The sequence below is a fragment of the Burkholderia sp. SJZ089 genome (genome assembly GCF_007828315.1).
GTDB classification, from domain to species: domain Bacteria; phylum Pseudomonadota; class Gammaproteobacteria; order Burkholderiales; family Burkholderiaceae; genus Burkholderia; species Burkholderia gladioli.
Genome location: NZ_VIUM01000036.1, coordinates 1 through 21285 on the forward strand (window position 1 = coordinate 1; position 21285 = coordinate 21285).

At 66.4% G+C, this 21285-nt stretch carries 16 protein-coding genes; 2 read left to right on the forward strand and 14 right to left on the reverse strand.

Going from position 1 to position 21285, the window contains the following annotated elements; genetic code table 11:
* From FB600_RS35925 to FB600_RS35950, 6 genes are all read right to left on the reverse strand, one after another.
* Positions 1 to 116 (reverse strand): GTP-binding protein (locus FB600_RS35925; protein ID WP_231648744.1); only part of this gene is annotated, 116 nt, incomplete at its 3' end.
* Positions 117 to 156: 40 nt separating this feature from the next.
* Positions 157 to 2259 carry an elongation factor G gene (fusA, locus tag FB600_RS35930; RefSeq protein WP_013696367.1) on the reverse strand — a complete coding sequence of 701 codons (2103 nt, stop codon included), beginning with the start codon at positions 2257 to 2259 and terminating at the stop codon, positions 157 to 159.
* A 116-nt stretch (positions 2260 to 2375) separates the two neighbouring features.
* Positions 2376 to 2846, reverse strand: coding sequence for a 30S ribosomal protein S7 (gene rpsG / locus FB600_RS35935; RefSeq protein ID WP_004198359.1), 471 nt, complete (start codon positions 2844 to 2846; stop codon positions 2376 to 2378).
* A gap of 172 nt (positions 2847 to 3018) precedes the next feature.
* Positions 3019 to 3399 carry a 30S ribosomal protein S12 gene (rpsL, locus tag FB600_RS35940; RefSeq protein ID WP_012734353.1) on the reverse strand — a complete coding sequence of 127 codons (381 nt, stop codon included), beginning with the start codon at positions 3397 to 3399 and terminating at the stop codon, positions 3019 to 3021.
* A gap of 312 nt (positions 3400 to 3711) precedes the next feature.
* Positions 3712 to 5559, reverse strand: coding sequence for a DNA helicase RecQ (recQ, locus tag FB600_RS35945; RefSeq protein WP_096749854.1), 1848 nt, complete (start codon positions 5557 to 5559; stop codon positions 3712 to 3714).
* 25 nt (positions 5560 to 5584) lie between these two features.
* A complete protein-coding gene (locus FB600_RS35950; RefSeq protein WP_096749855.1) occupies positions 5585 to 6121 on the reverse strand; it encodes a hypothetical protein in 537 nt (178 codons plus the stop codon).
* 200 nt (positions 6122 to 6321) lie between these two features.
* On the opposite strand from FB600_RS35950, the gene FB600_RS35955 reads away from it, so the two are divergent.
* Complete coding sequence (locus FB600_RS35955) at positions 6322 to 7305, forward strand: LysR family transcriptional regulator (RefSeq protein WP_017918874.1); 984 nt, start codon at positions 6322 to 6324, stop codon at positions 7303 to 7305.
* Positions 7306 to 7394: 89 nt separating this feature from the next.
* On the opposite strand, the gene FB600_RS35960 is transcribed toward FB600_RS35955, so the two are convergent.
* The 7 genes from FB600_RS35960 to FB600_RS35990 form a co-directional block, all read right to left on the reverse strand.
* Positions 7395 to 8309: a 2-hydroxyacid dehydrogenase gene (locus tag FB600_RS35960; protein ID WP_145758219.1), complete on the reverse strand. Its 915-nt coding sequence runs from the start codon at positions 8307 to 8309 to the stop codon at positions 7395 to 7397.
* Between the two features lie 2 nt (positions 8310 to 8311).
* The gene (locus tag FB600_RS35965) at positions 8312 to 9091 is read right to left on the reverse strand and encodes a class II aldolase/adducin family protein (RefSeq protein ID WP_096749858.1); all 780 of its coding nucleotides are present in this window, start codon (positions 9089 to 9091) and stop codon (positions 8312 to 8314) included.
* A 48-nt stretch (positions 9092 to 9139) separates the two neighbouring features.
* Positions 9140 to 10459: an MFS transporter gene (locus FB600_RS35970; protein ID WP_096749859.1), complete on the reverse strand. Its 1320-nt coding sequence runs from the start codon at positions 10457 to 10459 to the stop codon at positions 9140 to 9142.
* Positions 10460 to 10604: 145 nt separating this feature from the next.
* Complete coding sequence (locus FB600_RS35975; protein ID WP_098181377.1) at positions 10605 to 11780, reverse strand: porin; 1176 nt, start codon at positions 11778 to 11780, stop codon at positions 10605 to 10607.
* A 285-nt stretch (positions 11781 to 12065) separates the two neighbouring features.
* Positions 12066 to 13091 (reverse strand): histone deacetylase family protein, encoded by a 1026-nt coding sequence (locus FB600_RS35980; protein WP_098181378.1) that lies wholly within the window; start codon positions 13089 to 13091, stop codon positions 12066 to 12068.
* Positions 13088 to 14362 carry a Zn-dependent hydrolase gene (locus FB600_RS35985; RefSeq protein WP_145758218.1) on the reverse strand — a complete coding sequence of 425 codons (1275 nt, stop codon included), beginning with the start codon at positions 14360 to 14362 and terminating at the stop codon, positions 13088 to 13090. Before FB600_RS35985 ends, FB600_RS35980 begins: the two co-directional genes overlap by 4 nt.
* Positions 14363 to 14425: 63 nt before the next feature.
* Positions 14426 to 15739 (reverse strand): MFS transporter, encoded by a 1314-nt coding sequence (locus FB600_RS35990; RefSeq protein ID WP_096749863.1) that lies wholly within the window; start codon positions 15737 to 15739, stop codon positions 14426 to 14428.
* A gap of 190 nt (positions 15740 to 15929) precedes the next feature.
* Between FB600_RS35990 and FB600_RS35995 the strand changes: the two genes are divergently transcribed.
* Entirely contained in the window at positions 15930 to 16886 is a 957-nt protein-coding gene (locus tag FB600_RS35995; protein ID WP_013696357.1) for a LysR family transcriptional regulator, read from the forward strand.
* A 118-nt stretch (positions 16887 to 17004) separates the two neighbouring features.
* On the opposite strand, the gene rpoC is transcribed toward FB600_RS35995, so the two are convergent.
* Complete coding sequence (gene rpoC, locus FB600_RS36000; RefSeq protein WP_096749864.1) at positions 17005 to 21267, reverse strand: DNA-directed RNA polymerase subunit beta'; 4263 nt, start codon at positions 21265 to 21267, stop codon at positions 17005 to 17007.
* Positions 21268 to 21285: the final 18 nt, after the last annotated feature.

A 21285-nucleotide genomic window follows, 5' to 3' on the forward strand; every position in this document is an offset into this window, starting at 1 on the left:
TTCGACGACAGAACCGTCGCGATGGCTGCCGTCAGCGTCGTCTTGCCGTGGTCAACGTGACCGATCGTACCGACGTTGACGTGCGGCTTGGTCCGTTCGAACTTCTCTTTTGCCATGATTCTCTTCTTTCAAAAATGAATGTTGGATGGAGACGATTTACTTCGACTTGGCGCTGATGATCGCTTCGGCGACGTTACGCGGAGCTTCCGAGTAGTGCTTGAACTCCATCGTGTAGGTCGCGCGACCTTGCGTGAGCGAACGCAGCGAGGTCGAGTAGCCGAACATTTCCGACAGCGGCACTTCGGCGCGAACGATCTTGCCGCCGCCAACCATGTCTTCCATGCCCTGGACGATACCGCGACGGCCCGACAGGTCGCCCATCACGTTGCCCATGTAGTCTTCCGGCGTTTCGACTTCGACTGCCATCATCGGCTCGAGCACCACCGGGCTGGCGCGGCGCATTGCTTCCTTGAACGCCATCGAACCGGCCATGCGGAACGCGTTTTCGTTCGAGTCCACGTCGTGGTACGAACCGAAGGTCAGGTGGACCTTCACGTCGACCACCGGGAAGCCCGCCAGCACGCCCGCCTTCAGCGTGTCCTGGATACCCTTGTCGACCGCAGGGATGTATTCGCGAGGAATCACACCGCCCTTGATCTCGTCCAGGAACTCGTAGCCCTTGCCCTGCTCGTTCGGCTCGAGCGTGATGACCGCATGGCCGTACTGGCCGCGACCACCCGACTGCTTGACGAACTTGCCGTCGACATCCTTCGCCGTCGAACGGATCGTTTCGCGATAGGCAACCTGCGGCTTGCCGACGGTTGCCTCGACGCCGAACTCACGCTTCATCCGGTCGACCAGGATTTCGAGGTGGAGCTCGCCCATGCCCGAAATGATGGTCTGGCCCGATTCCTCGTCCGTCTGGACACGGAACGACGGATCTTCCTGAGCCAGGCGGTTCAGCGCCAGGCCCATCTTTTCCTGGTCGGCCTTGGTCTTCGGCTCGACGGCCTGCGAGATCACCGGCTCCGGGAACACCATGCGTTCCAGGACGATCGGGTGCTGCGGGTCGCACAGCGTGTCGCCGGTGGTCGCTTCCTTCAGGCCGACCGCCGCGGCGATGTCGCCTGCGCGGACTTCCTTGATTTCCTCGCGCTGGTTCGCGTGCATCTGCAGGATCCGGCCCAGGCGTTCCTTCTTGCCCTTGGTCGAGTTCAGCAGCGTGTCGCCCGAATTGACGACGCCCGAGTACACGCGGAAGAAGATCAGCTGGCCGACGAACGGGTCGGTCATGATCTTGAACGCCAGCGACGAGAACTTCTCTTCGTCGGAAGCCTTGCGCTCGGCCGATTCGCCGCTTTCCAGCTCGCCCTTGACCGGCGGGATGTCGACCGGCGACGGCAGAAAATCGATCACGGCGTCGAGCATGCGCTGCACGCCCTTGTTCTTGAACGCGGTACCGCACAGCATCGGCTGGATTTCGCAGGCGATCGTACGATCACGCAGCGCCTTGACGATGTCGGCTTCCGGCAGATCGCCTTCTTCCAGGTACTTGTTCATCAGGTCTTCGCTGGCTTCGGCAGCCGCTTCGACCATCTTTTCACGCCATTCCTGGCAGGTATCGGCGAGCTCGGCCGGGATGTCGACGTAGTCGAACTTCGTGCCTTGCGAGGCCTCGTCCCAAACGATCGCCTTCATCTTCAGCAGGTCGACCACGCCCTTGAAGTTTTCTTCCGAGCCGATCGGCACCACCACCGGCACCGGGTTCGCCTTCAGGCGCAGACGGAGCTGGTCGTAGACCTTGAAGAAGTTCGCGCCGGTGCGGTCCATCTTGTTGACGAAGGCCAGACGCGGGACCTTGTACTTGTTGGCCTGGCGCCAGACGGTTTCCGACTGCGGCTGCACGCCGCCCACGGCGCAGTACACCATGCACGCGCCGTCGAGCACGCGCATCGAGCGCTCCACTTCGATCGTGAAGTCGACGTGGCCCGGGGTATCGATGATGTTGATGCGGTGTTCCGGATAGTTGCCGCCCATGCCCTTCCAGAAGGCGGTGGTGGCAGCGGAGGTGATCGTGATGCCACGCTCCTGTTCCTGCTCCATCCAGTCCATCGTGGCGGCGCCGTCGTGAACTTCACCGATCTTGTGGTTCACGCCGGTATAAAACAGAATGCGCTCGGTCGTCGTCGTCTTGCCGGCGTCGATGTGGGCGCTAATACCGATGTTGCGGTAGCGCTCGATAGGAGTCTTGCGAGCCACTTTGATCCTCTATGGGTTAACGCGACGCAAAGCCGCGTCACGCCTCAACACAAACGGGCGAGGCGCTCGGAAAAGCGCACCCGCCCGGATTTTTACCGCTTGATTCGCGCTTTCGCTTAGAAGCGGAAGTGCGAGAACGCGCGGTTGGCTTCTGCCATCCGGTGAACTTCGTCGCGCTTCTTCATCGCGCCGCCACGGCCTTCGGCCGCTTCGGAGAGTTCACCAGCCAGGCGCAGGGCCATCGACTTCTCGCTACGCTTCTTCGCGGCCTCACGCAGCCAGCGCATCGCCAATGCCATACGACGCGACGGGCGCACTTCGACCGGAACCTGATAGTTCGCACCACCAACGCGACGGCTCTTCACTTCGACCACCGGCTTCACGTTGTTCAGCGCGACAGTGAACACTTCCAGCGGGTCCTTGCCACCCTTGGTCTGGATCTGTTCGAAAGCGCCATAAACGATGCGTTCAGCGACCGACTTCTTGCCGGACAGCATCAGCATGTTCATGAATTTTGCAACATCAACGTTGCCGTACTTCGGATCCGGCAACACTTCCCGCTTGGGGACTTCGCGACGACGCGGCATGTTTCTTCCTTTAACTTTTCAGTTGGAGCTGAGACCAGCTCCGCGGCCACCAACAAACCCGATTCATCTCGTTCGACTAACCAGCTTGGCCGGGTGACCACTTACTCGACAGCACCGGCTATCCGGCACCACCGCATTAACCGCCTGACGGCGATCACCATTCGGAGTCTGCTTACTTCGCAGCCTTCGCACGCTTCGCGCCGTACTTCGAGCGCGCTTGCTTACGGTCCTTCACGCCCTGCGTATCCAGCGAGCCGCGAACCATGTGGTAACGCACACCCGGCAAATCCTTCACACGGCCGCCGCGGATCAGCACAACCGAGTGTTCCTGCAGGTTGTGGCCTTCACCGCCGATGTACGAAATCACTTCGAAGCCGTTCGTCAGACGAACCTTGGCGACCTTACGGAGTGCCGAGTTCGGCTTCTTCGGCGTCGTCGTGTACACACGGGTGCACACGCCGCGACGCTGGGGGCAGTTCTGCAGGGCCGGGCTCTTGCTCTTGGTCGTTTCCGACTCACGGCCTTTGCGAACCAATTGATTGATGGTTGGCATTGTGTATTCCTGAAAATGACAAAAACCGGCACACTGACGACGGGCAAAGCGACGCCGGCATGCCTGTGGCTATCCGAAACCTGGAAGAACACTCCACCCGCCGGCGCATGACGTCGGCACGCGTGTTTACCTCCCGAGAATCGGAACCCGGCATCATAAAGCAAAAATCTCAAGCGAGTCAACAGCTTGCGTGATTTGCCGGCGCAAGAATAAGTGACGAATCAGCGACGCCCGCTGCGGTGATCGCACCGCAACATCCCACCTCACCGATCCCGCCCCCTTCGATCCCGCACGGCAGCCCTTCGGCCGGGCTCAGGCCGACTCGACCACGTCGATCAGCTCGTCGCCGAAACGCTCGAGCTTGCGCGCCCCGATGCCGGGGATATGGCGAAGGTCCTCTATCGACTCCGGCGCGTTGCGGGCGATCTCGGCAAGGGTCGCATCATGGAAGATCACGTAGGCGGGCACGCCATCGCTCTTGGCGGTCTCGGCGCGCCAGGCGCGCAGCCGCTCCCAGCAGGCGCGCTCGCGCGTCGACATGCCGGCGGTCGGGTCGGCCCGCGCGCCGCTGCGCGCCGAGGACTGGCGCGAGCTCTTGGGCTTCACGTAGCGACGCAGCGTGACGCTTTCCTCGCCCTTGAGCACCGGCTTGCTGGCGGACGTCAGCACCAGTGCGCCGAAACCGCCGTGATCGACCGCCAGGTAGCCGAAGGCCACCAACTGGCGGAAGATCGCTCGCCATTCGGGCTCGGAGAGCTCGGCGCCGATGCCGAAGGTGCTCAGCGCGTCGTGGCCGCGCTGCTGGATCTTCTCGGTCTTGGCGCCGCGCAGGATCTCGATCAGGTGGCTGGCGCCGAAATTGAAGCCGCTCGCGCGTTGCGCGCGAAACACGCAGGACAGGGCCATCTGCGCCTCGCGCGTGGCATCCCAGGTGGCCGGCGGCTCCAGGCAGGTATCGCAGTTGCCGCAGGGCTGACTGGCCTCGCCGAAATAGCCGAGCAGGCGCACGCGCCGGCACGAGGCGGTTTCGCACAGGCCCAGCAGCGCATCGAGCTTCGAGGTCTGGACCCGCTTGTGCGCGTCGTCGGCGTCGGACTCGTCGATCATCTTGCGCTGCTGCACCACGTCGCCGAGCCCGTAGGCCATCCAGGCATTGGCGGGCAGGCCGTCGCGGCCCGCGCGGCCGGTTTCCTGGTAATAGCCCTCGACGCTCTTGGGCAAGTCCAGGTGGGCCACGAAGCGCACGTCCGGCTTGTCGATGCCCATGCCGAAGGCGATCGTCGCGCACATCACGATGCCCTCCTCGCGCTGGAACATCTCCTGGTGGCGCTGGCGGATCTCGAACTCCATCCCGGCGTGGTACGGCAGCGCGCGCACGCCCTGGGTCTTGAGCCACTCGGCGGTTTCCTCCACCTTGCGGCGCGACAGGCAGTACACCACGCCCGCATCGGTGGTGCCGTCGGCATTGGTGTGCTCGGCGCGGATGAAGTCGAGCAGCTGCGAGCGCGCGTTGTCCTTCTCGACGATCCGGTAGCGGATATTGGGTCGGTCGAAGCTCGACACGAACACGCGAGCGTCGTCGAGCGCGAGGCGCTGGATGATCTCGTCGCGCGTGATCGCGTCGGCGGTGGCCGTCAGCGCGATGCGCGGCACGTAGGGAAAGCGCTCGTGCAGGATCGACAGCTGGATGTACTCGGGCCGGAAGTCATGCCCCCACTGCGACACGCAGTGCGCCTCGTCGATCGCGAACAGGCCGATGCGCGTGCGCTCGAGCAGGTCGAGGAAGCGCGGCGTCATGAGCCGCTCGGGCGCCACGTAAAGCAGGTCGATCTCGCCCTCGCGCAGCGCACGCTCGGTGGCGGCCGCCTGCGCGCCCGACAGCGTCGAGTTCAGGTAGGCCGCCCTCACGCCGACCTCGGTCAGCGCGGCCACCTGGTCCTGCATCAGCGCGATCAGCGGCGAGACCACGATGCCGGCGCCCTGCCCCGATTCGTGGCGCACCAGCGCCGGGATCTGGTAGCAGAGCGACTTGCCGCCACCAGTGGGCATCAGCACCAGGCAGTCGCCGCCCGACGCGACATGCTCGACGATCTCCCCCTGTTGGCCGCGAAAGGCCGGATAACCGAAAACTTCGTTCAGGATTTCGAGCGCGCGCGACATGAGGCAGGAGGGTTCGGTTGGAAAATCAAGGCTGCATTTTACAGACAGAAGCGCCCTCGCCCCCTTCTTCCTTCACGTCCTGGCCATTCGGACGGGTGAGCGCCTGGCGCGAGACGCCCGGCGGACTCGCCACGATCGCGATCGCAATCGCGCGCCGGGTACCCCCGAGATCGAGTGCGACCTTGTTGGCGAAGCCGAATACATGGCCGGACAGGGACACGCAAAGCGCATCCTCGCCGTCCATGATGATGTCGGCCTGGTCGCTGTCGGCGACCAGGAAGGGCGCGCGGCGGTCCATCAGCGCGCCGAGCGTGCCCCGGTCGATCAGGCGCCCCGTCAGGTAATAGTCGTAGAGGACCGGCACCGGCGCGCCGCCGCCTTCGCGGCGCACCACGTAGAGCTGCAGCCCGGGCCGCAGCACCCGGCTGCGCACGATCGCGTCGTCCGGCACCCAGTGATGGCGCAGATACCACCAGCCCGGCAGCGACAGCACCGCCAGCAGGATACAGAGCGCGAGACCGGCCAGGCCGACCCAGCGATTCACCGCCGCCACATTGCGCATGATTCCCTCCTCGTTTGTCGCGCGGCCGGGACGCGATCGAGGGCAACGAGATCATGCCGGCGCAGGCCGGTTCAAGCGCGCCGGCCTGAGTTCGAAAAAAACGAGGTCCGAACATAGCACCCGCCTCATCTCGAAACAACGGATGCACGGGGCAAAATGGCGCACCTATAATTCGGCATTTCCCGCCTCCGGAGCCCGCGATGACCCGCAGCGTGCGCGCCGCACTGATCAACGACCGGCTCGACTGGAACCTGCTGCGGACCTTCCTGGTGATCGCGCGCGAGCAGAGCGTGAGCCGTGCCGCCGCCCACCTGCACATCACCCAGCCGGCGGTCAGCCACGCGCTGCGCCGCCTCGAGGAACAGCTCGGCCGCAAGCTCGTGCAACGCAGCGGCCCGCGCATCGACATCACGCGCGCCGGCAACGAGGTGCGCGAGATCGCCGAGGAGATCTACGGCAGCATCTCGCGCCTGGCCAGCGACGAGGGCGAAGGCAGTCATTACGTGTCGGGGCAGGTGCGGCTGATCACGGTCAGCGGCGTGCAGTCCGAGGCCTACGACGATTTCCTCGCCGACTTCCACGCCGACTATCCCGATATCGATTTCGAGGTGCAGGTGATGCGCAGCGCCGACGTGCCGAGCGCCTTGCTGCAGCACACGGCCACCGCCGCGCTGAGCCTGAACCGGCACGTGGGCGGCAAGATCGCCCAGCAGTTGTTCATGCCGCAGCGCTACGCGCTGTTCTGCGGGCGCCGCCATCCACTGTTCGGTCGAGAGGGCCTGAGCGTCGAGGACCTGCGCGAGGAGAATTTCGTGTCCTTCGCGGGCGACCAGCTCGGTGCCTCGCTGTCGGTGCTCGGCGTGTTTCGCGACCAGCATGGCCTGGCCGGGCGGGTGGTCGCGACCTCGGCGAGCATGGCCGAGGTGATGCGGCTGATCGTTGCCGGGTTCGGCATCGGCAGCCTGCCCGAGCACGTCGGGCAGGCCCAGGTCGCGGCGGGCCGCATGATGCGCCTGCCGCCGGCCGAGGGCATCGCCGATCTCGACGTGGTGCTGCTGTGGGCCGCCGAACGCAAGCCGCGCGCGGCCGAGGCCGTGTTCCTGGAGCGGCTGCGCGCGTTCGCGGCGGGGCAGGTGCGGGCACATGGCGGCGAGAGCCTCGACACGCCGGCGAAGGGCGGCTGAGCGACGCAACGGCTGCCGCGCATCTTCCAGAACCCACCGCGACGTTCATCAGCAGGGGCGCAAGACAGCACCCTCGCCGCCCGGCCCGCTCAATAGCCCAGCGCCGGATCGACCCGATTGGCCAGCGGCAAACCTTCACGCAGGCGAATCACGTTGTCCGCGATCTGCGCGGCGATCCGCTCGAAGCTGGCCACCGAGGCCATGTGCGGCGTGACGATCAGGTTCGGCGCATCCCAGAACGGATCGTCCTCGGACAGCGGCTCGCGCTCGAACACGTCGATCACCGCGCCGCCGAGCCTGCCGTCCTCGAGCGCGGCCAGCACGTCCGCCGCGACCAGGTGCTCGCCGCGACCCACATGGATCAGCTTCGCGCCGCGCGGCAGGCGCGCGAGCAGGCGCCGGTCGATCAGGGCGCGGGTATCGGCGGTGAGCGGCAGCAGGCAGACCAGCATCTCGCTGCCGGTCAGGAAGTCGTCGAGCTGCCCGGCACCGAAGGTCTCGATGCCATCGAGACACTTGCGCTCGCGCGACCAGCCGCGCACGCGAAAACCCGCCCCGGCAAGCAGCCCGGCGACATGCCGGCCCAGCGCGCCGAGCCCCATCACGCCGATCGTGCGTGCCTGCGCCGCGACCTGCGTCTCGCGCAGCCAGCGCCGTTCGCGCTGGTTGGCGAGCACGCGATCGAAACCGCGATGGAAATGCAGCACGGCCCACATCACGAACTCGCCCATGCCCTCGGCGTGGACGGGATCGACCACGCGGCACACGGGCACCGCGGGCAGTTCGGGATCGACCAGGACGTGGTCGACACCGGCGGCGATGCTGTGCACCAGCCGCAGCGAGGGCAGCCGCGCCAGCGCGCCGGCCGGCGGACGCCAGCAGACGGCGATCTCGGCATCGGGCCCATCGGCGCCGACCACCTGCAGCCCGGGCAGGCGCTCGCGCAGCGGCGCGAACAGCGGCGACAGGTCGAACCCGTCGCTGAGAAAGGCGATGCGCGTCATGATCAGCTACGGTAGTCGGTCGCGCCGCCTTCGATGAGCCGCAGCGCGGCCTGCCACTGCAGCGCGATGATCGCGTCGGCCTCGTCGCGATCGAACTGCTCCGCCGTGAGCCGGCGCACCGCTTCGGGCGGCAGGATCAGCTCGGCGTTGCCGGCCAGCGCGCGCACCTGGATCTGGCAGGCGCGCTCCAGGAAGTAGATGTTCTGGAAGGCCGCCGCTACCGAACGCCCGGCCGCGAGCAGCCCGTGGTTGCGCAGGATCATCGCGCTATGCGGGCCCAGGTCGCGAATCAGCCGTTCGCGCTCGCCGAGGTCGAGCGCGATGCCCTCGTAGTCGTGATAGCCGATCCGCTCGTGGAACTTGAGCGCATGCTGGCTGATCGGCAGCAGCCCGTGGCGTTGCGCCGAGACGGCCGAGCCGGCCGCCGTGTGCGTGTGGATCACGCAGCACAGGTCCGGGCGCGCCATGTGGATCGCCGAGTGGATCGTGAAGCCGGCCGCGTTGACGCGATGGCGCGCCGGGTCGCCATCGCCATTGGCGGCAGCGGGCTCGACCACGCGCCCTTCGGCGTCGATCCTGACCAGGTCGGAGGCGCGCATTTCATGGAACAGCACGCCGTAGCGGTTGATCAGGAAGTGATGCTCGGGGCCCGGCACACGCGCGGTGATGTGCGTGTCGATCATGTCGGTCATGCCGAAGTGCGCGACCAGCCGATACAGCGCGGCGAGCTCGACGCGCGTCGTCCATTCGGCCTCGGGAATCGGATGTGGTTCGGTGTGCATGGTGGTCGATGACAAGAAGAAAAAGGAGCGAGACTGGATGCCCGCGCGTCACGCCGCCGGCACGGAGCCGGCCGCCGCCTCGTGCGCGGGCGCGAGACGGCGCTGGTAGCGCGCCAGCGCGACGATGCCGACCAGCGAGACGGCCGACAGCAGCGAGAAGAACATCGCGAGCGGCAGCCACTGGCCGCGGTAGTGCTGCGCGAGCATGGTGCCGATCAGCGGGGTGGTGCCGCCGGCCACGGTCGCGCAGAGCTGGTAGGCGATCGAGATGCCGGAATAGCGCAGCGGGGTCGGGAAAGCCCGCGTCATGAAACCGGCGATCACGGCATAGACGGCCGACAGCACCACCACCGCCAGTGCGATGCCGAGCACGATCAGCACCGGCTGCTGGCTGTTGACGAGCACGAACATCGGATAGGGCGTGAAGATCGACAGCAGCGCCGCCGCGCTCAGGAAGCGCGCATCGCCGAAACGCTGGGCCAGCAGCGCCGAGACCGGCTGCGAGGCGAGCTGGATCAGCGTGACCGCGAACAGGCAGTCGAGGATCAGCGGCTTGGGCATCTTCAGGAAGCTCGTCACGTAGGAGATCATGAAGGTGTTGGTGAAGAAGAAGCCGGCCGAGCCGATGGTGGTGGCCGCCGCGGCATAGACGATCGGCCGCCAGTAGCCGCGCAGCACCTCCCTGACCGGCGCCTCGGCGCGCCGGTTCTCGCGCCGGGCCTGCTCGAACTCGGGCGATTCGTTCACGCCGAGGCGCACCACCACGCCGGCCACCAGCAACACGAAGCTGGCCAGGAACGGCAGCCGCCACCCCCAGGCCAGGAAGGCCTCGTGATCGAGCGCCGAGACAGCGCGGAATGCGATCAGCGAGAGCAGCAGCCCGGCCGGGCTGCCCAGCTGCGGGAACGAGGCGAACAGCGTCTTGCGCCCGGGCGCGGCATGCTCGCTCGACATCAGCACCGCGCCGCCCCATTCGCCGCCGACCGCGATGCCCTGCACGATGCGCAGCAGGATCAGGATCACCGGCGCGGCCACGCCGATCGACGCATAGGACGGCAGCAGGCCGATGCCGGTGGTCGCCACGCCCATCAGGAACATGGTCAGGATCAGCATTTTCTTGCGGCCGAGCCGGTCGCCCCAGTGACCGAACACGGCGCCGCTCAGCGGCCGCGCGATGAAGCCGACCGCGAAGGTCGCGAACGAGGCGAGCGTGCTGACGAACGGATCCGTGCTCGGGAAGAACACGCCGCCGAGCACCAGCGCGGCGGCCGTGGCGTAGGTATAGAAATCGTAGAACTCGATGGTCGTGCCGATGAAGGCCGCGAGCGCGGCGCGGATCGGCTGGCGTTGAGGGATGGTGGACGTCATCGGGGATCCTGGGTCGGGTTGCCGTGCATGCGGCCTTGCGGCGTCACGGCCTGCCACCTCTTTATCGGTGACCAATATCGGCTCGTAAAATGCCGAATTCTTATGCGGAGCATGAACCGGATTCATGCTCCGCCCGGCGCCTCGGTCAGAACCGGTGCCGGATCCCGGCGACCGTGACGAGCTGGTGGCTGTTCGAGGACGGCGTGGCGAAGGCCACCGCCGCGACCGCCTTGCGACCGGTCGAGTCGGTGCCGCTGGCGAGCTGGTAGACGCTGACCGCGTAGAGATCGGTGCGCTTGGAGAGCGAATAGTCGAGGCCGGCCTCGAGCTGGCTGTACTTCGCGCCCTCGCGGCCGTTCACGCTGCTGCTCCTGGTCAGCGCGTAGGAGGCCGCCACCTGCAACGCCGGCGTGATCAGGTACTTCGCGTTCAGCTCGAAGGTATTGAAGGCGACGCTCGCGCCCGGCATCGAACTGGTCGAGCCGCTCACGGCGGTGGCGCCGAGGTTCTGGAAGCGCGTGTTGCTGTAGACGGCGCCGAAGGTCGCCGCGCCGAGCGTGTAGGTGCCGCCCGCATTGACGATCTGCTGCGAGCCGGCGCTGGCGTAGCCGCTGTAGACGGGGCTCGCCATGTTGCTGCCGCTCGCGCTGTCGTTGGCCTTGTTGCCGTACAGCGAGAAGTTCGGGTTACGCGCGAAGGTGTAGGCCGCGGCGGCCTTGAACGGGCCGCCTTGCCAACCCAGGCCGAAGCCGTAGATCTGGTTGCGCGAGCTGCTGCCGGCCACGCCGCCGAAACTGTAGAGCGCCTCGGCATTGAAGCCGGCCCAGGTCGGCGAGCTGTACTTCAGTGCGTTGTTGACGCGAAACGAGCCGTCGAGGTCGTCGAGATCGCCCGGATGCGCGCCGTAGCCGGCCCCCGACAGCGCCCAGTCCTCGCCCGCCTCGAAGATGCCGACCATCTCCGCGTTCGGCAGGTACTGGCGCCCCGCCGTCAGCGTGCCCAGGCGAGAGGAGCCCAGGCCGACATAGACCTGACGGCCGTACAGGTCGCCGTTCTGCCCGAGCGCGCCGGTCGAGCCGTTGAAGCCGCCTTCCAGCACGAACAACGAAAACAGGCCGCCGCCGAGTTCCTCGCGGCCGCGCAGCCCCCACCGGCTGCCCGATTCGTTGCCGCTCGTCAGCGCGTACTGGCGGCCGCCGGCCGCGTTGGTGTTGATCGCGATGCCCTGGTCGATGATGCCGTACAGCGTCACCGAGTTCTGCGCGTGGGCGAGGCCGTTGGCGCACAGCAAGGCGGCGCCGAGGCAAAGCGGTTTGTACATGGTGGACTCCCTGTCGTATGGTCGATGAGTCGATTCGCAGTGCGAAGCTGTGAATTCGTGAAATGGCTCGCATCGGCGGCCTGGGTGATTTATCCATCGCCGATATCGCTGCGTAAAATGCCGTTTACTCATCGTCAGTATTAATGGCGTTCATCCATCGATACCGCGCGACGCGCCTGCAAAAAACAAACGCGGCGCCGGGAGCATGAGCCTGCTCCCGGCGCCGCGTTTCCTTGCATCGAACCCCTGACGATCCGCCTTCGGCTGATCGCGATCAACGCATCGCTAGCCTCGTGCCTCGCCGAACCCGCCGAAGAAGGCGCGCGCATTCGCCTCCAGGCTCTCCAGATGATAACCGCCCTCCTGCACGATCACGGTCGGCAGGCCCAGCGCGCCCACCGCGCCGCCGAGACGACCGAAGCCCTCGGTGGTGACGGCCACCTTCGATTGCGGATCGTCGCGGTAGATGTCGAAGCCGAGCGCGAGCACGATCGCGTCGGCTTCGAAGCGGCGCAGCACGCTCAGCGCATCGTCGACGCGCTCGAAGAACATCGCCTCCGAGGCGCCGTGCGGCATCGGCAGGTTGACGTTGTAGCCATCGCCCGCTCCGCTGCCGGTCTCCTCCTCGTAGCCGGCGACGACCGGGTAGAAGTTGGTCGGATCGCCGTGGATCGAGATGTAGAGCACGTCGTCGCGACCGTAGAAGATCTCCTGCACGCCCTGGCCGTGATGCATGTCGGTGTCGAGGATCGCCACGCGGCCGAAGCGCTGGCGCAGCGCCTGCGCGGCGATCGCGGCATTGTTCAGGTAGCAGAAGCCGCCCGCCGCATCGCGCCGCGCATGATGGCCGGGCGGCCGGCACAGGCCCCAGGCCTCGCGTGCGCCGCCGTTCACGGCCTCGGCCGCGGCCAGCGCGCTCTGCGCCGACCAATAGGCCGAACGCCAGGTCTGTTCGCCGACCGGGCAACTGCCGTCGGCCAGGTAGCGCGCCGCCTGGGCCAACACGCCGCGCAGCGGGTTCGGCTCGCGCACGAAGATGTTCGACATCACCTCGTCGCCCCAGTCGTCGGGCATGCGCTGCCAGTCGCGATGCGCTTCCTCGAGAAAGCGCAGATAGTTCATGTCGTGCACGGCCGCGATCGCCGCGGTACCGCGATCGGCCGGCACCTCAACCGTGAAGTCGAGCGAGCTGGCGGCGGCCACCAGCCGCGCCGCGCGCTCCGGCACTTCCTGCGGCTCGCGCATCTGGCCGCGTGACAGATAGCTGCGCGGATGGTGCAGCAGTTGCTCGGGATGGAAGAAGGTTTTCATCGGCTCTCCAACTCGTCGTTGATCGTGGCGGCGCTGCGCGCGCCGGCGCGCGCGAGCACGGACTGCAACAGCACCTCGGCGCCGCGTGTCACGTCCTCGGGCAGCGCGTCCTCGGCTTCGTTGTGCGAAAGACCGTCCACGCAGGGAATGAAGACCATCGCGGTCGGGCAGTGACGCGCGAGGTGGATCGCGTCGTGACCGGCGCCGCTGACGATACGCTGGTTCGAATACCCGAGCGCGTCGACCGCCTGCTGCACCAGCGCCACGCAGCTCGCGTCGAAGGGCGTGGCGGGGCTGCGCCAGTAGGTCGAGATCTCGACGCGCAGGCCGCGCTCGGCCGCGATCCGCTCGAACGCGGCGCGCAGTTCGCGCTCGATCGCATCGACCTCCGCATCCTCGTGATGGCGCAGATCGACGGTGAACGCGAGCTGCCCGGCGATGGTGTTGCGCGAGGCGTTGGGGATCGTCGCCTGGCCGATGGTGGCCAGCCCGCGCGGCGCGTAGCTTGCGATGATGCGCTCCAGTTCGAGCGCCATCCGAGCGCTCGCGAACAGTGCATCCTTGCGATACGGCATCGGCGTGGTGCCGGCGTGGGCGGCCACGCCCGTCACCGTCACGTCGAGCCAGCGGATCGCCTGGCCGCCCGTCACCACGCCGATGGTGGTGCCGTTGGCCTCGAGCACCGGCCCCTGCTCGATGTGCGCCTCGAAATAGGCATCGATGCGTTCGCCGCCGATCGCACGCTGCCCGCTATAGCCGCTGGCATCGAGCGCCTCGCCGAGCGTCACGCCGTGCGCATCGCGCGTCGCCAGCGCGGCATCGAGCGGCGTCGCGCCCGTATAGACGGCCGAGCCGAGCATGGCGGGCGTGAAGCGGACACCCTCCTCGTTGGTCCACGAGACGATCTCGATCGGCTTCTCGGTGGCCTGCTCCGCATCGTTCAATGCGCGCACCAGTTCCAGCCCGGCCAGCACGCCGTAGACGCCGTCGAAGCGGCCGCCTTCGGGCTGCGTGTCGAGGTGGCTGCCGACCAGCACCGGCGCGGCTTCGGGATCGGTGCCGGCGCGCCGCGCGAACAGGTTGCCCACCGCATCGACGCTGACCGTCATGCCGGCCTCGCGGCACCATTGCGCGAAACGCTCTCGCCCACGCCGGTCCTCGTCGGTGAGCGCCAGGCGCCGCACGCCGCCGCGCGCGGTCGCGCCGATTTCCGCCATCTCCATCAGGCTGCGCCAGAGGCGCGCACCGTCCACCTTCACTTGCCTGTCCATTCGTTTTCCTGAGCGTTGTCCACATCGAATCGTGTTGCCCGCCAGCTCGGCGCTGGCCTTGCCTCAGCCATGCGAGGTGAGCGCATCGGCCGCGTCCTGGCGTGCTTCGCGTCGCGCGTCGAGCGCCACGATGCAAAGCAGCGAGATCGCCGCGAGGCAGGTATAGAACACCGCCAGCGGCCACCACTGGCCGCTGTAGCGATGCGCGAGCCAGGTGCCGACCAGCGGCGTGAGACCGCCCGCGATCGCGCCGCAGACCTGGTAGGCCAGCGAGATCGCCGAGTAGCGGATATGGGTCGGGAAGATGCCGCTGATGAAGCCGGCGATCACCGAGTAGAAGCTCGCCATGCAGATCACCGCCAGCGCGATGCCGATCACCATCGAGACGGTGCTGCCCTGCTGCACCAGCACGAACATCGGATAGGGCGAGGCCATCGCCAGCAACGCGGCCAGCTTGAGGAAGCGCGCCCCGCCGATCTTCTCGGCCAGCCAGGCGGCGCAGGGCTGCGACAGCAACTGGATCACGGCGACCACGAACAGGCAGTCGAGGATCATCGAGCGCGTCACGCCGACATACTGCGTGGTGTACGCGATCATGAAGGTATTGGTGAAGTAGACGCCGGCGATGCCGATCGTGTTGGCGCCAATGCCGAGCATCACCAGGCCGCGCGCGGAACGGAACACCTCGGCGATCGGCAGCTTGGCGGTGCGCCGCGTCTCGCGCAGGCGGGCGAACTCGGGCGATTCGTTGACGCCGAGCCGGATCAGGATGCCGACCACCAGCAGCAGCGAACTCGCGAGGAAAGGCAGGCGCCAGCCCCAGGACAGGAAGGCGGCCTTGTCCATCGAGGTGACGGCGCGAAATGCCAGCAGCGAGAGAATCAGGCCGGCGGGGCTGCCGAGTTGCGCGAACGAGGCGAAGAAGGTGCGACGTCCTTGCGGCGCGTGTTCGCCGGCCATCAGCACCGCGCCGCCCCATTCCCCCCCCACCGCGATGCCCTGCACCACGCGCAGCAGCACCAGCAGCACCGGGGCGAGCACGCCGAGCGTCGCGTAGTCGGGCAGCAGGCCGACGCAGACGGTGGCCGCGCCCATCATCATCAGGGTGGTCATCAGCGCCTTCTTGCGGCCGATCCGGTCGCCGAGGTGGCCGAACACGATGCCGCCCAACGGCCGCGCGAAGAAGCCGACCGCGAAGGTCGCGAACGAGGCCATGGTGCTGACGAAGCGGTCGCCGGACGGGAAGTAGAGCTCGCCGAACACCAGCGCGGCGGCCGTGGCGTAGATGTAGAAGTCGTACCACTCGATCATCGTACCGATGAAGGCGGCACTCGCCGCGCGAGCGGGCTGGCGGGCAGGGGTGGATTGCGGGGTCATGCTGGCTCCTGATGCGCCGGCAGGCCGCGCGGGCCCCGGGCGCGTTCGTCACGGGTCGGCGTGCCCGGTTCGGCGATCGACCGCGCACGGGGTCTTTATCGATAGCCAGAAATCATTAGTCAAATTTCAAGTTATTATTCACTGCATAATTCAAGCTTATAGTTTGACAGCGACCTGCCCGGACCTCACGATGCGCGCCGATTTCACCCGCTTCCTCAACGACCGTCTCGACTGGAACCTGCTGCGCACCTACCTGGTGATCATGCAGGAGCGCAGCCTGAGCCGCGCCGCCGCGCGCCTGCACGTGACGCAGCCGGCGGTGAGCCAGGCGCTCAAGCGGCTCGAGGAGGCGCTCGAGCACCGGCTGATCGAGCGGCGCGGCCCCTACTTTGCGCCCACCGCCGCCGGCGACGCGGTCTACCGGATCGCCAGCGACCTGTACGGCACCATCTCGCGGCTCGATTCCGAGCTCGACGACCGCGCCGACATCACCGGCGCGATCCGCCTGCTCAGCATCAGCCGCATCGAATCGCCGGTCTACGACGAATTTCTGGCCGAGTTCCACCGCACGCATCCGCGCATCGACCTGCAGATCGAGGTGATGCGCTCCTCCGACATCATCTCCTCGCTGCTGCAGAAGACCGCCACGGCCGGGCTCGGCCTGTGCCGCACACCGCACGACAAGCTCGAGATGCGCCCCTTCCTGCGGCAGCGCTACGCGATCTTCTGCGGGCGCCATCACCGGCTGTTCGGCAAGTCCTCGCTGAGCATGGACGACCTGCTGGCCGAGAACTTCGTGTCCTTCACCAGCGACCAGCTCGGCGACAGCCTCTCGCCGCTGACGGTGTTTCGCGACCAGCGCGGCTTCACGGGCCGCATCGTGGCCTCCTCGCCGAGCCTGGATGAAGTGCGGCGGCTGATCTTCTCGGGTTACGGCATCGGCTGCCTGCCCGAGCACATCGTGCGCGACGACCTCGCCCAGCAGCGGCTCTGGCGACTGCCGCCGGACGAGGGCCTGGTCGACGTCGACGTGCACCTGCTCTGGCATCGCGAGCGCAAGATGAACGCGGCCGACCTGGCCTTCCTCGAGAGCCTGGAGCGCCACATGCGGCGCTATTCCTTCGCCGAGCGGCTCGGCGCGAAGTAAGGTTCGACGCCCGCGCAGGCGCCGGCCGCCGCGAAATCGATGGACGAAAAAAAACCGCCCGGTCGAAACCGGGCGGTCTTGATGGCGGAGCCTGGAAGGCGGCTTGCGCCGCGCTCGCTTACTCCGCGTTCGGGTGCTGCTGCGACTCGACGGTGTCGGGCGTGTCGGCAGCCGGCGTTTCCGGGATAGCGAAATCGAAGGCCTCTTCCGCCGCGATCTGGTCGAAACGCTCGCGATCCGAGACTTCCTTGGTCCGGCGTGCCTTGTGGAACGCCAGGCCGGTACCGGCCGGGATCAGACGGCCGACGATCACGTTTTCCTTCAGGCCGCGCAGATCGTCGCGCTTGCCCATGATCGCCGCTTCCGTCAGCACGCGCGTCGTCTCCTGGAACGATGCCGCCGAGATGAACGAATCCGTCGACAGCGACGCCTTCGTGATACCCAGCAGGATGTTCTCGTAGGTGGCCGGACGCTTGTCTTCCGCGATCATGCGATCGTTTTCGTCAAGCATGTCCGAACGCTCGACCTGCTCGCCCGGGATGAAGCGCGTATCGCCGTTGTCGGTGATCTGCACACGACGCAGCATCTGGCGAACGATCACCTCGATGTGCTTGTCGTTGATCTTCACGCCCTGCAGACGATACACGTCCTGCACCTCGTCGACGATGTAGCGCGACAGCGCCTCGATACCCTGCAGACGCAGGATGTCGTGCGGATCGGCCGGGCCGTCCACGATCATTTCGCCCTTGTTGACGACCTGGGCATCGTGGACCAGGACCTGCTTTTCCTTGGCGATCAGGAACTCGTGCTGGTTGCCCTCGAGATCCGTGATGACCAGACGCTGCTTGCCCTTGGTGTCCTTGCCGAACGAGGTGGTACCCGTGACTTCGGCCAGGATGCCGGCATCCTTCGGCGAACGCGCTTCGAACAGTTCCGCCACCCGCGGCAGACCGCCGGTAATGTCACGCGTCTTCTGCGCTTCGGTCGGGATACGTGCGAGCACTTCACCCACCTGCACCTGCTGGCCGTCCTTCACGGTGATCAGCGCGCCGACCTGGAAGCCGATCTGCACCGAGTGCTCGGTGTTCGGGATCTTCACTTCCTCGCCGTTCGCGTCGAGCAGCTTGACCTGCGGGCGCACGCTCTTCGAGGCTTGCGAGCCGCGGCGCTTCACGTCGATCACGACGAGCGTCGACAGCCCCGTCACGTCGTCGATCTGCTTGGCGACCGTCACGCCTTCCTCGACGTTCTCGAACTTCACCGTACCGCCGTACTCGGTGATGATCGGGCGCGTCAGCGGATCCCAGGTGGCCAGTTGCGTGCCGGCCTTGATCACGTCGCCGTCGAGCTGCAGCAGCGTCGCGCCGTACGGGATCTTGTGACGTTCGCGCTCGCGGCCGAGATCGTCGGTGATCATGGCCTCGCCCGAACGCGAAATGACGATCTGCTCGCCCTTCGCGTTGGTGACGTAGCGCATGGTCGCCGTGAAGCGGACCGTGCCGTTGCTCTTCGCCTCGACCGACGAAGCCACCGCCGCACGCGAAGCCGCGCCGCCGATGTGGAAGGTACGCATGGTCAGCTGCGTGCCCGGCTCGCCGATCGACTGCGCGGCGATCACGCCGACCGCCTCGCCGACGTTGACGAGCGAACCGCGGCCCAGGTCGCGGCCGTAGCAGGCAGCGCACAGGCCGTAACGCGTTTCGCAGGTCAGCGCGGTGCGCACGCGCACCTCGTCGATGCCGAGGCGTTCGATTTCCTCGACCGCCGTCTCGTCGAGCAGGGTGCCCGATTCGTACAGCGTTTCCTGGGTTTCCGGGTTGACCACGTCGGCCACGGCCACGCGGCCGAGGATCCGGTCGCGCAGCGCCTCGACGACTTCACCGCCTTCCACCAGGGCCTTCATGGCCACGCCGTTGCTCGTGCCGCAATCGTCCTCGACCACCACCAGATCCTGCGTGACGTCGACCAGACGACGCGTCAGGTAACCCGAGTTCGCGGTCTTCAGTGCCGTATCAGCCAGACCCTTACGTGCACCGTGGGTCGAGATGAAGTACTGCAACACGTTCAGGCCTTCGCGGAAGTTCGCCGTGATCGGCGTCTCGATGATCGAGCCGTCCGGCTTCGCCATCAGGCCGCGCATCCCGGCCAGCTGTCGGATCTGGACCGCGGAACCCCGCGCGCCCGAGTCGGCCATCATGTAGATCGAGTTGAACGATTCCTGGCGCGTTTCCTTGCCGTCGCGATCGACCACCGGCTCCGTCGAGAGCTGCTCCATCATCGCCTTGCCGACCGCTTCCGACGTCGCCGACCAGATGTCGACCACGTTGTTGTAGCGTTCCTGGGCGGTGACGAGACCCGACATGTACTGGCGGTCGTATTCCTTCACCTTCTTCGCGGCATCGCCGACGATGGTTTCCTTCTGCGTCGGCACCAGCATGTCGTCCACGCAGATCGAGATACCGGCGCGCGTCGCGAGACGGAAACCCGACTGCATCAGCTGGTCGGCGAACACCACGGTCGCGCGCAGACCGCACTTGCGGAACGCGGTGTTGATCAGGCGCGAGATTTCCTTCTTCTTCAGCGGCTTGTTCAGCACCGAGAACGGCAGGCCGGCCGGCAGGATTTCCGACAGGATCGCGCGGCCGACGGTGGTCGCGTACAGCGAGATCTTCGGCACGAACTGCGGCGCGCCTTCCGACTTGTCCTCGTTGTGGACCATTTCGGTGATCCGCACGTTGACGCGCGAGGCCAGCTCGACTTCCTTGTTCTCGTACGCACGCAGGACTTCCGACACGCCCGTGAAGGACATGCCCTCGCCCTTGCCGTTGACGGCTTCGCGCGTCGCGTAGTACAGGCCGAGCACGATATCCTGCGACGGCACGATCGACGGATCGCCGTTGGCCGGGAACAGCACGTTGTTCGAGGCCAGCATCAGCGTGCGCGCTTCCATCTGCGCTTCCAGCGACAGCGGCACGTGAACGGCCATCTGGTCACCGTCGAAGTCGGCGTTGAACGCCGCGCAAACCAGCGGGTGCAGCTGGATCGCCTTGCCTTCGATCAGCACCGGCTCGAACGCCTGGATGCCCAGGCGGTGCAGCGTCGGCGCGCGGTTCAGCATCACCGGATGCTCGCGGATCACCTCTTCGAGGATGTCCCACACCACCGCCGTCTGGTTCTCGACTTCCTTCTTCGCGGCCTTGATGGTGGTGGCCACGCCCATCACTTCGAGCTTGTTGAAGATGAAAGGCTTGAACAGCTCGAGCGCCATCAGCTTGGGCAGGCCGCACTGGTGCAGCTTCAGCGTCGGGCCCACCACGATGACCGAACGGCCCGAGTAGTCGACGCGCTTGCCCAGCAGGTTCTGACGGAAACGACCGCCCTTGCCCTTGATCATGTCGGCCAGCGACTTGAGCGGACGCTTGTTGGCGCCCGTCATCGCCTTGCCGCGACGACCGTTGTCGAGCAGCGAATCGACCGCTTCCTGCAGCATGCGCTTTTCGTTGCGCACGATGATCTCCGGCGCCTTCAGCTCGAGCAGACGCTTCAGACGGTTGTTCCGGTTGATCACGCGGCGATACAGGTCGTTCAGGTCCGAGGTCGCGAAACGGCCGCCGTCGAGCGGCACCAGCGGACGCAGTTCCGGCGGCAGCACCGGCAGGACTTCGAGGATCATCCACTCGGGCTTGATGCCCGAGCGCTGGAATGCCTCGAGGACCTTCAGGCGCTTCGCGTACTTCTTGATCTTCGCTTCGGAGCCGGTGTTCTTGAGCTCGGTGCGCAGCGTCTCGACCTGTTCGTCGATGTTGATCGCGCGCAGCAGCTCGCGAACGCCTTCCGCGCCCATCTCGGCGCGGAACTCGTCACCGTATTCCTCGACCTTGTTGTAGTAATCCTCCTCGGTCATGATCTGCCGCGCCTTCAGCGGCGTCATGCCCGGTTCGATCACCACGTAGGCTTCGAAGTACAGCACGCGTTCGATGTCGCGCAGCGTCATGTCGAGCACCATGCCCAGACGCGACGGCAGCGACTTCAGGAACCAGATGTGGGCGACCGGCGAGGCCAGCTCGATGTGGCCCATGCGCTCGCGGCGCACCTTGGCGAGCGTCACTTCGACGCCGCACTTCTCGCAGATCACGCCGCGGTGCTTCAGGCGCTTGTACTTGCCGCACAGGCACTCGTAGTCGCGGATCGGCCCGAAGATCTTCGCGCAGAACAGACCATCCCGCTCCGGCTTGAAGGTGCGGTAGTTGATGGTTTCCGGCTTCTTGACTTCGCCGAACGACCAGGAGCGGATCTTGTCCGGCGAGGCCAGACCGATCTTGATCGCGTCGAAGACTTCTTCCTGTTGGACTTGCTTGAATAGATCGAGCAGAGCTTTCATTGCTTTCTCTCCGTAGTC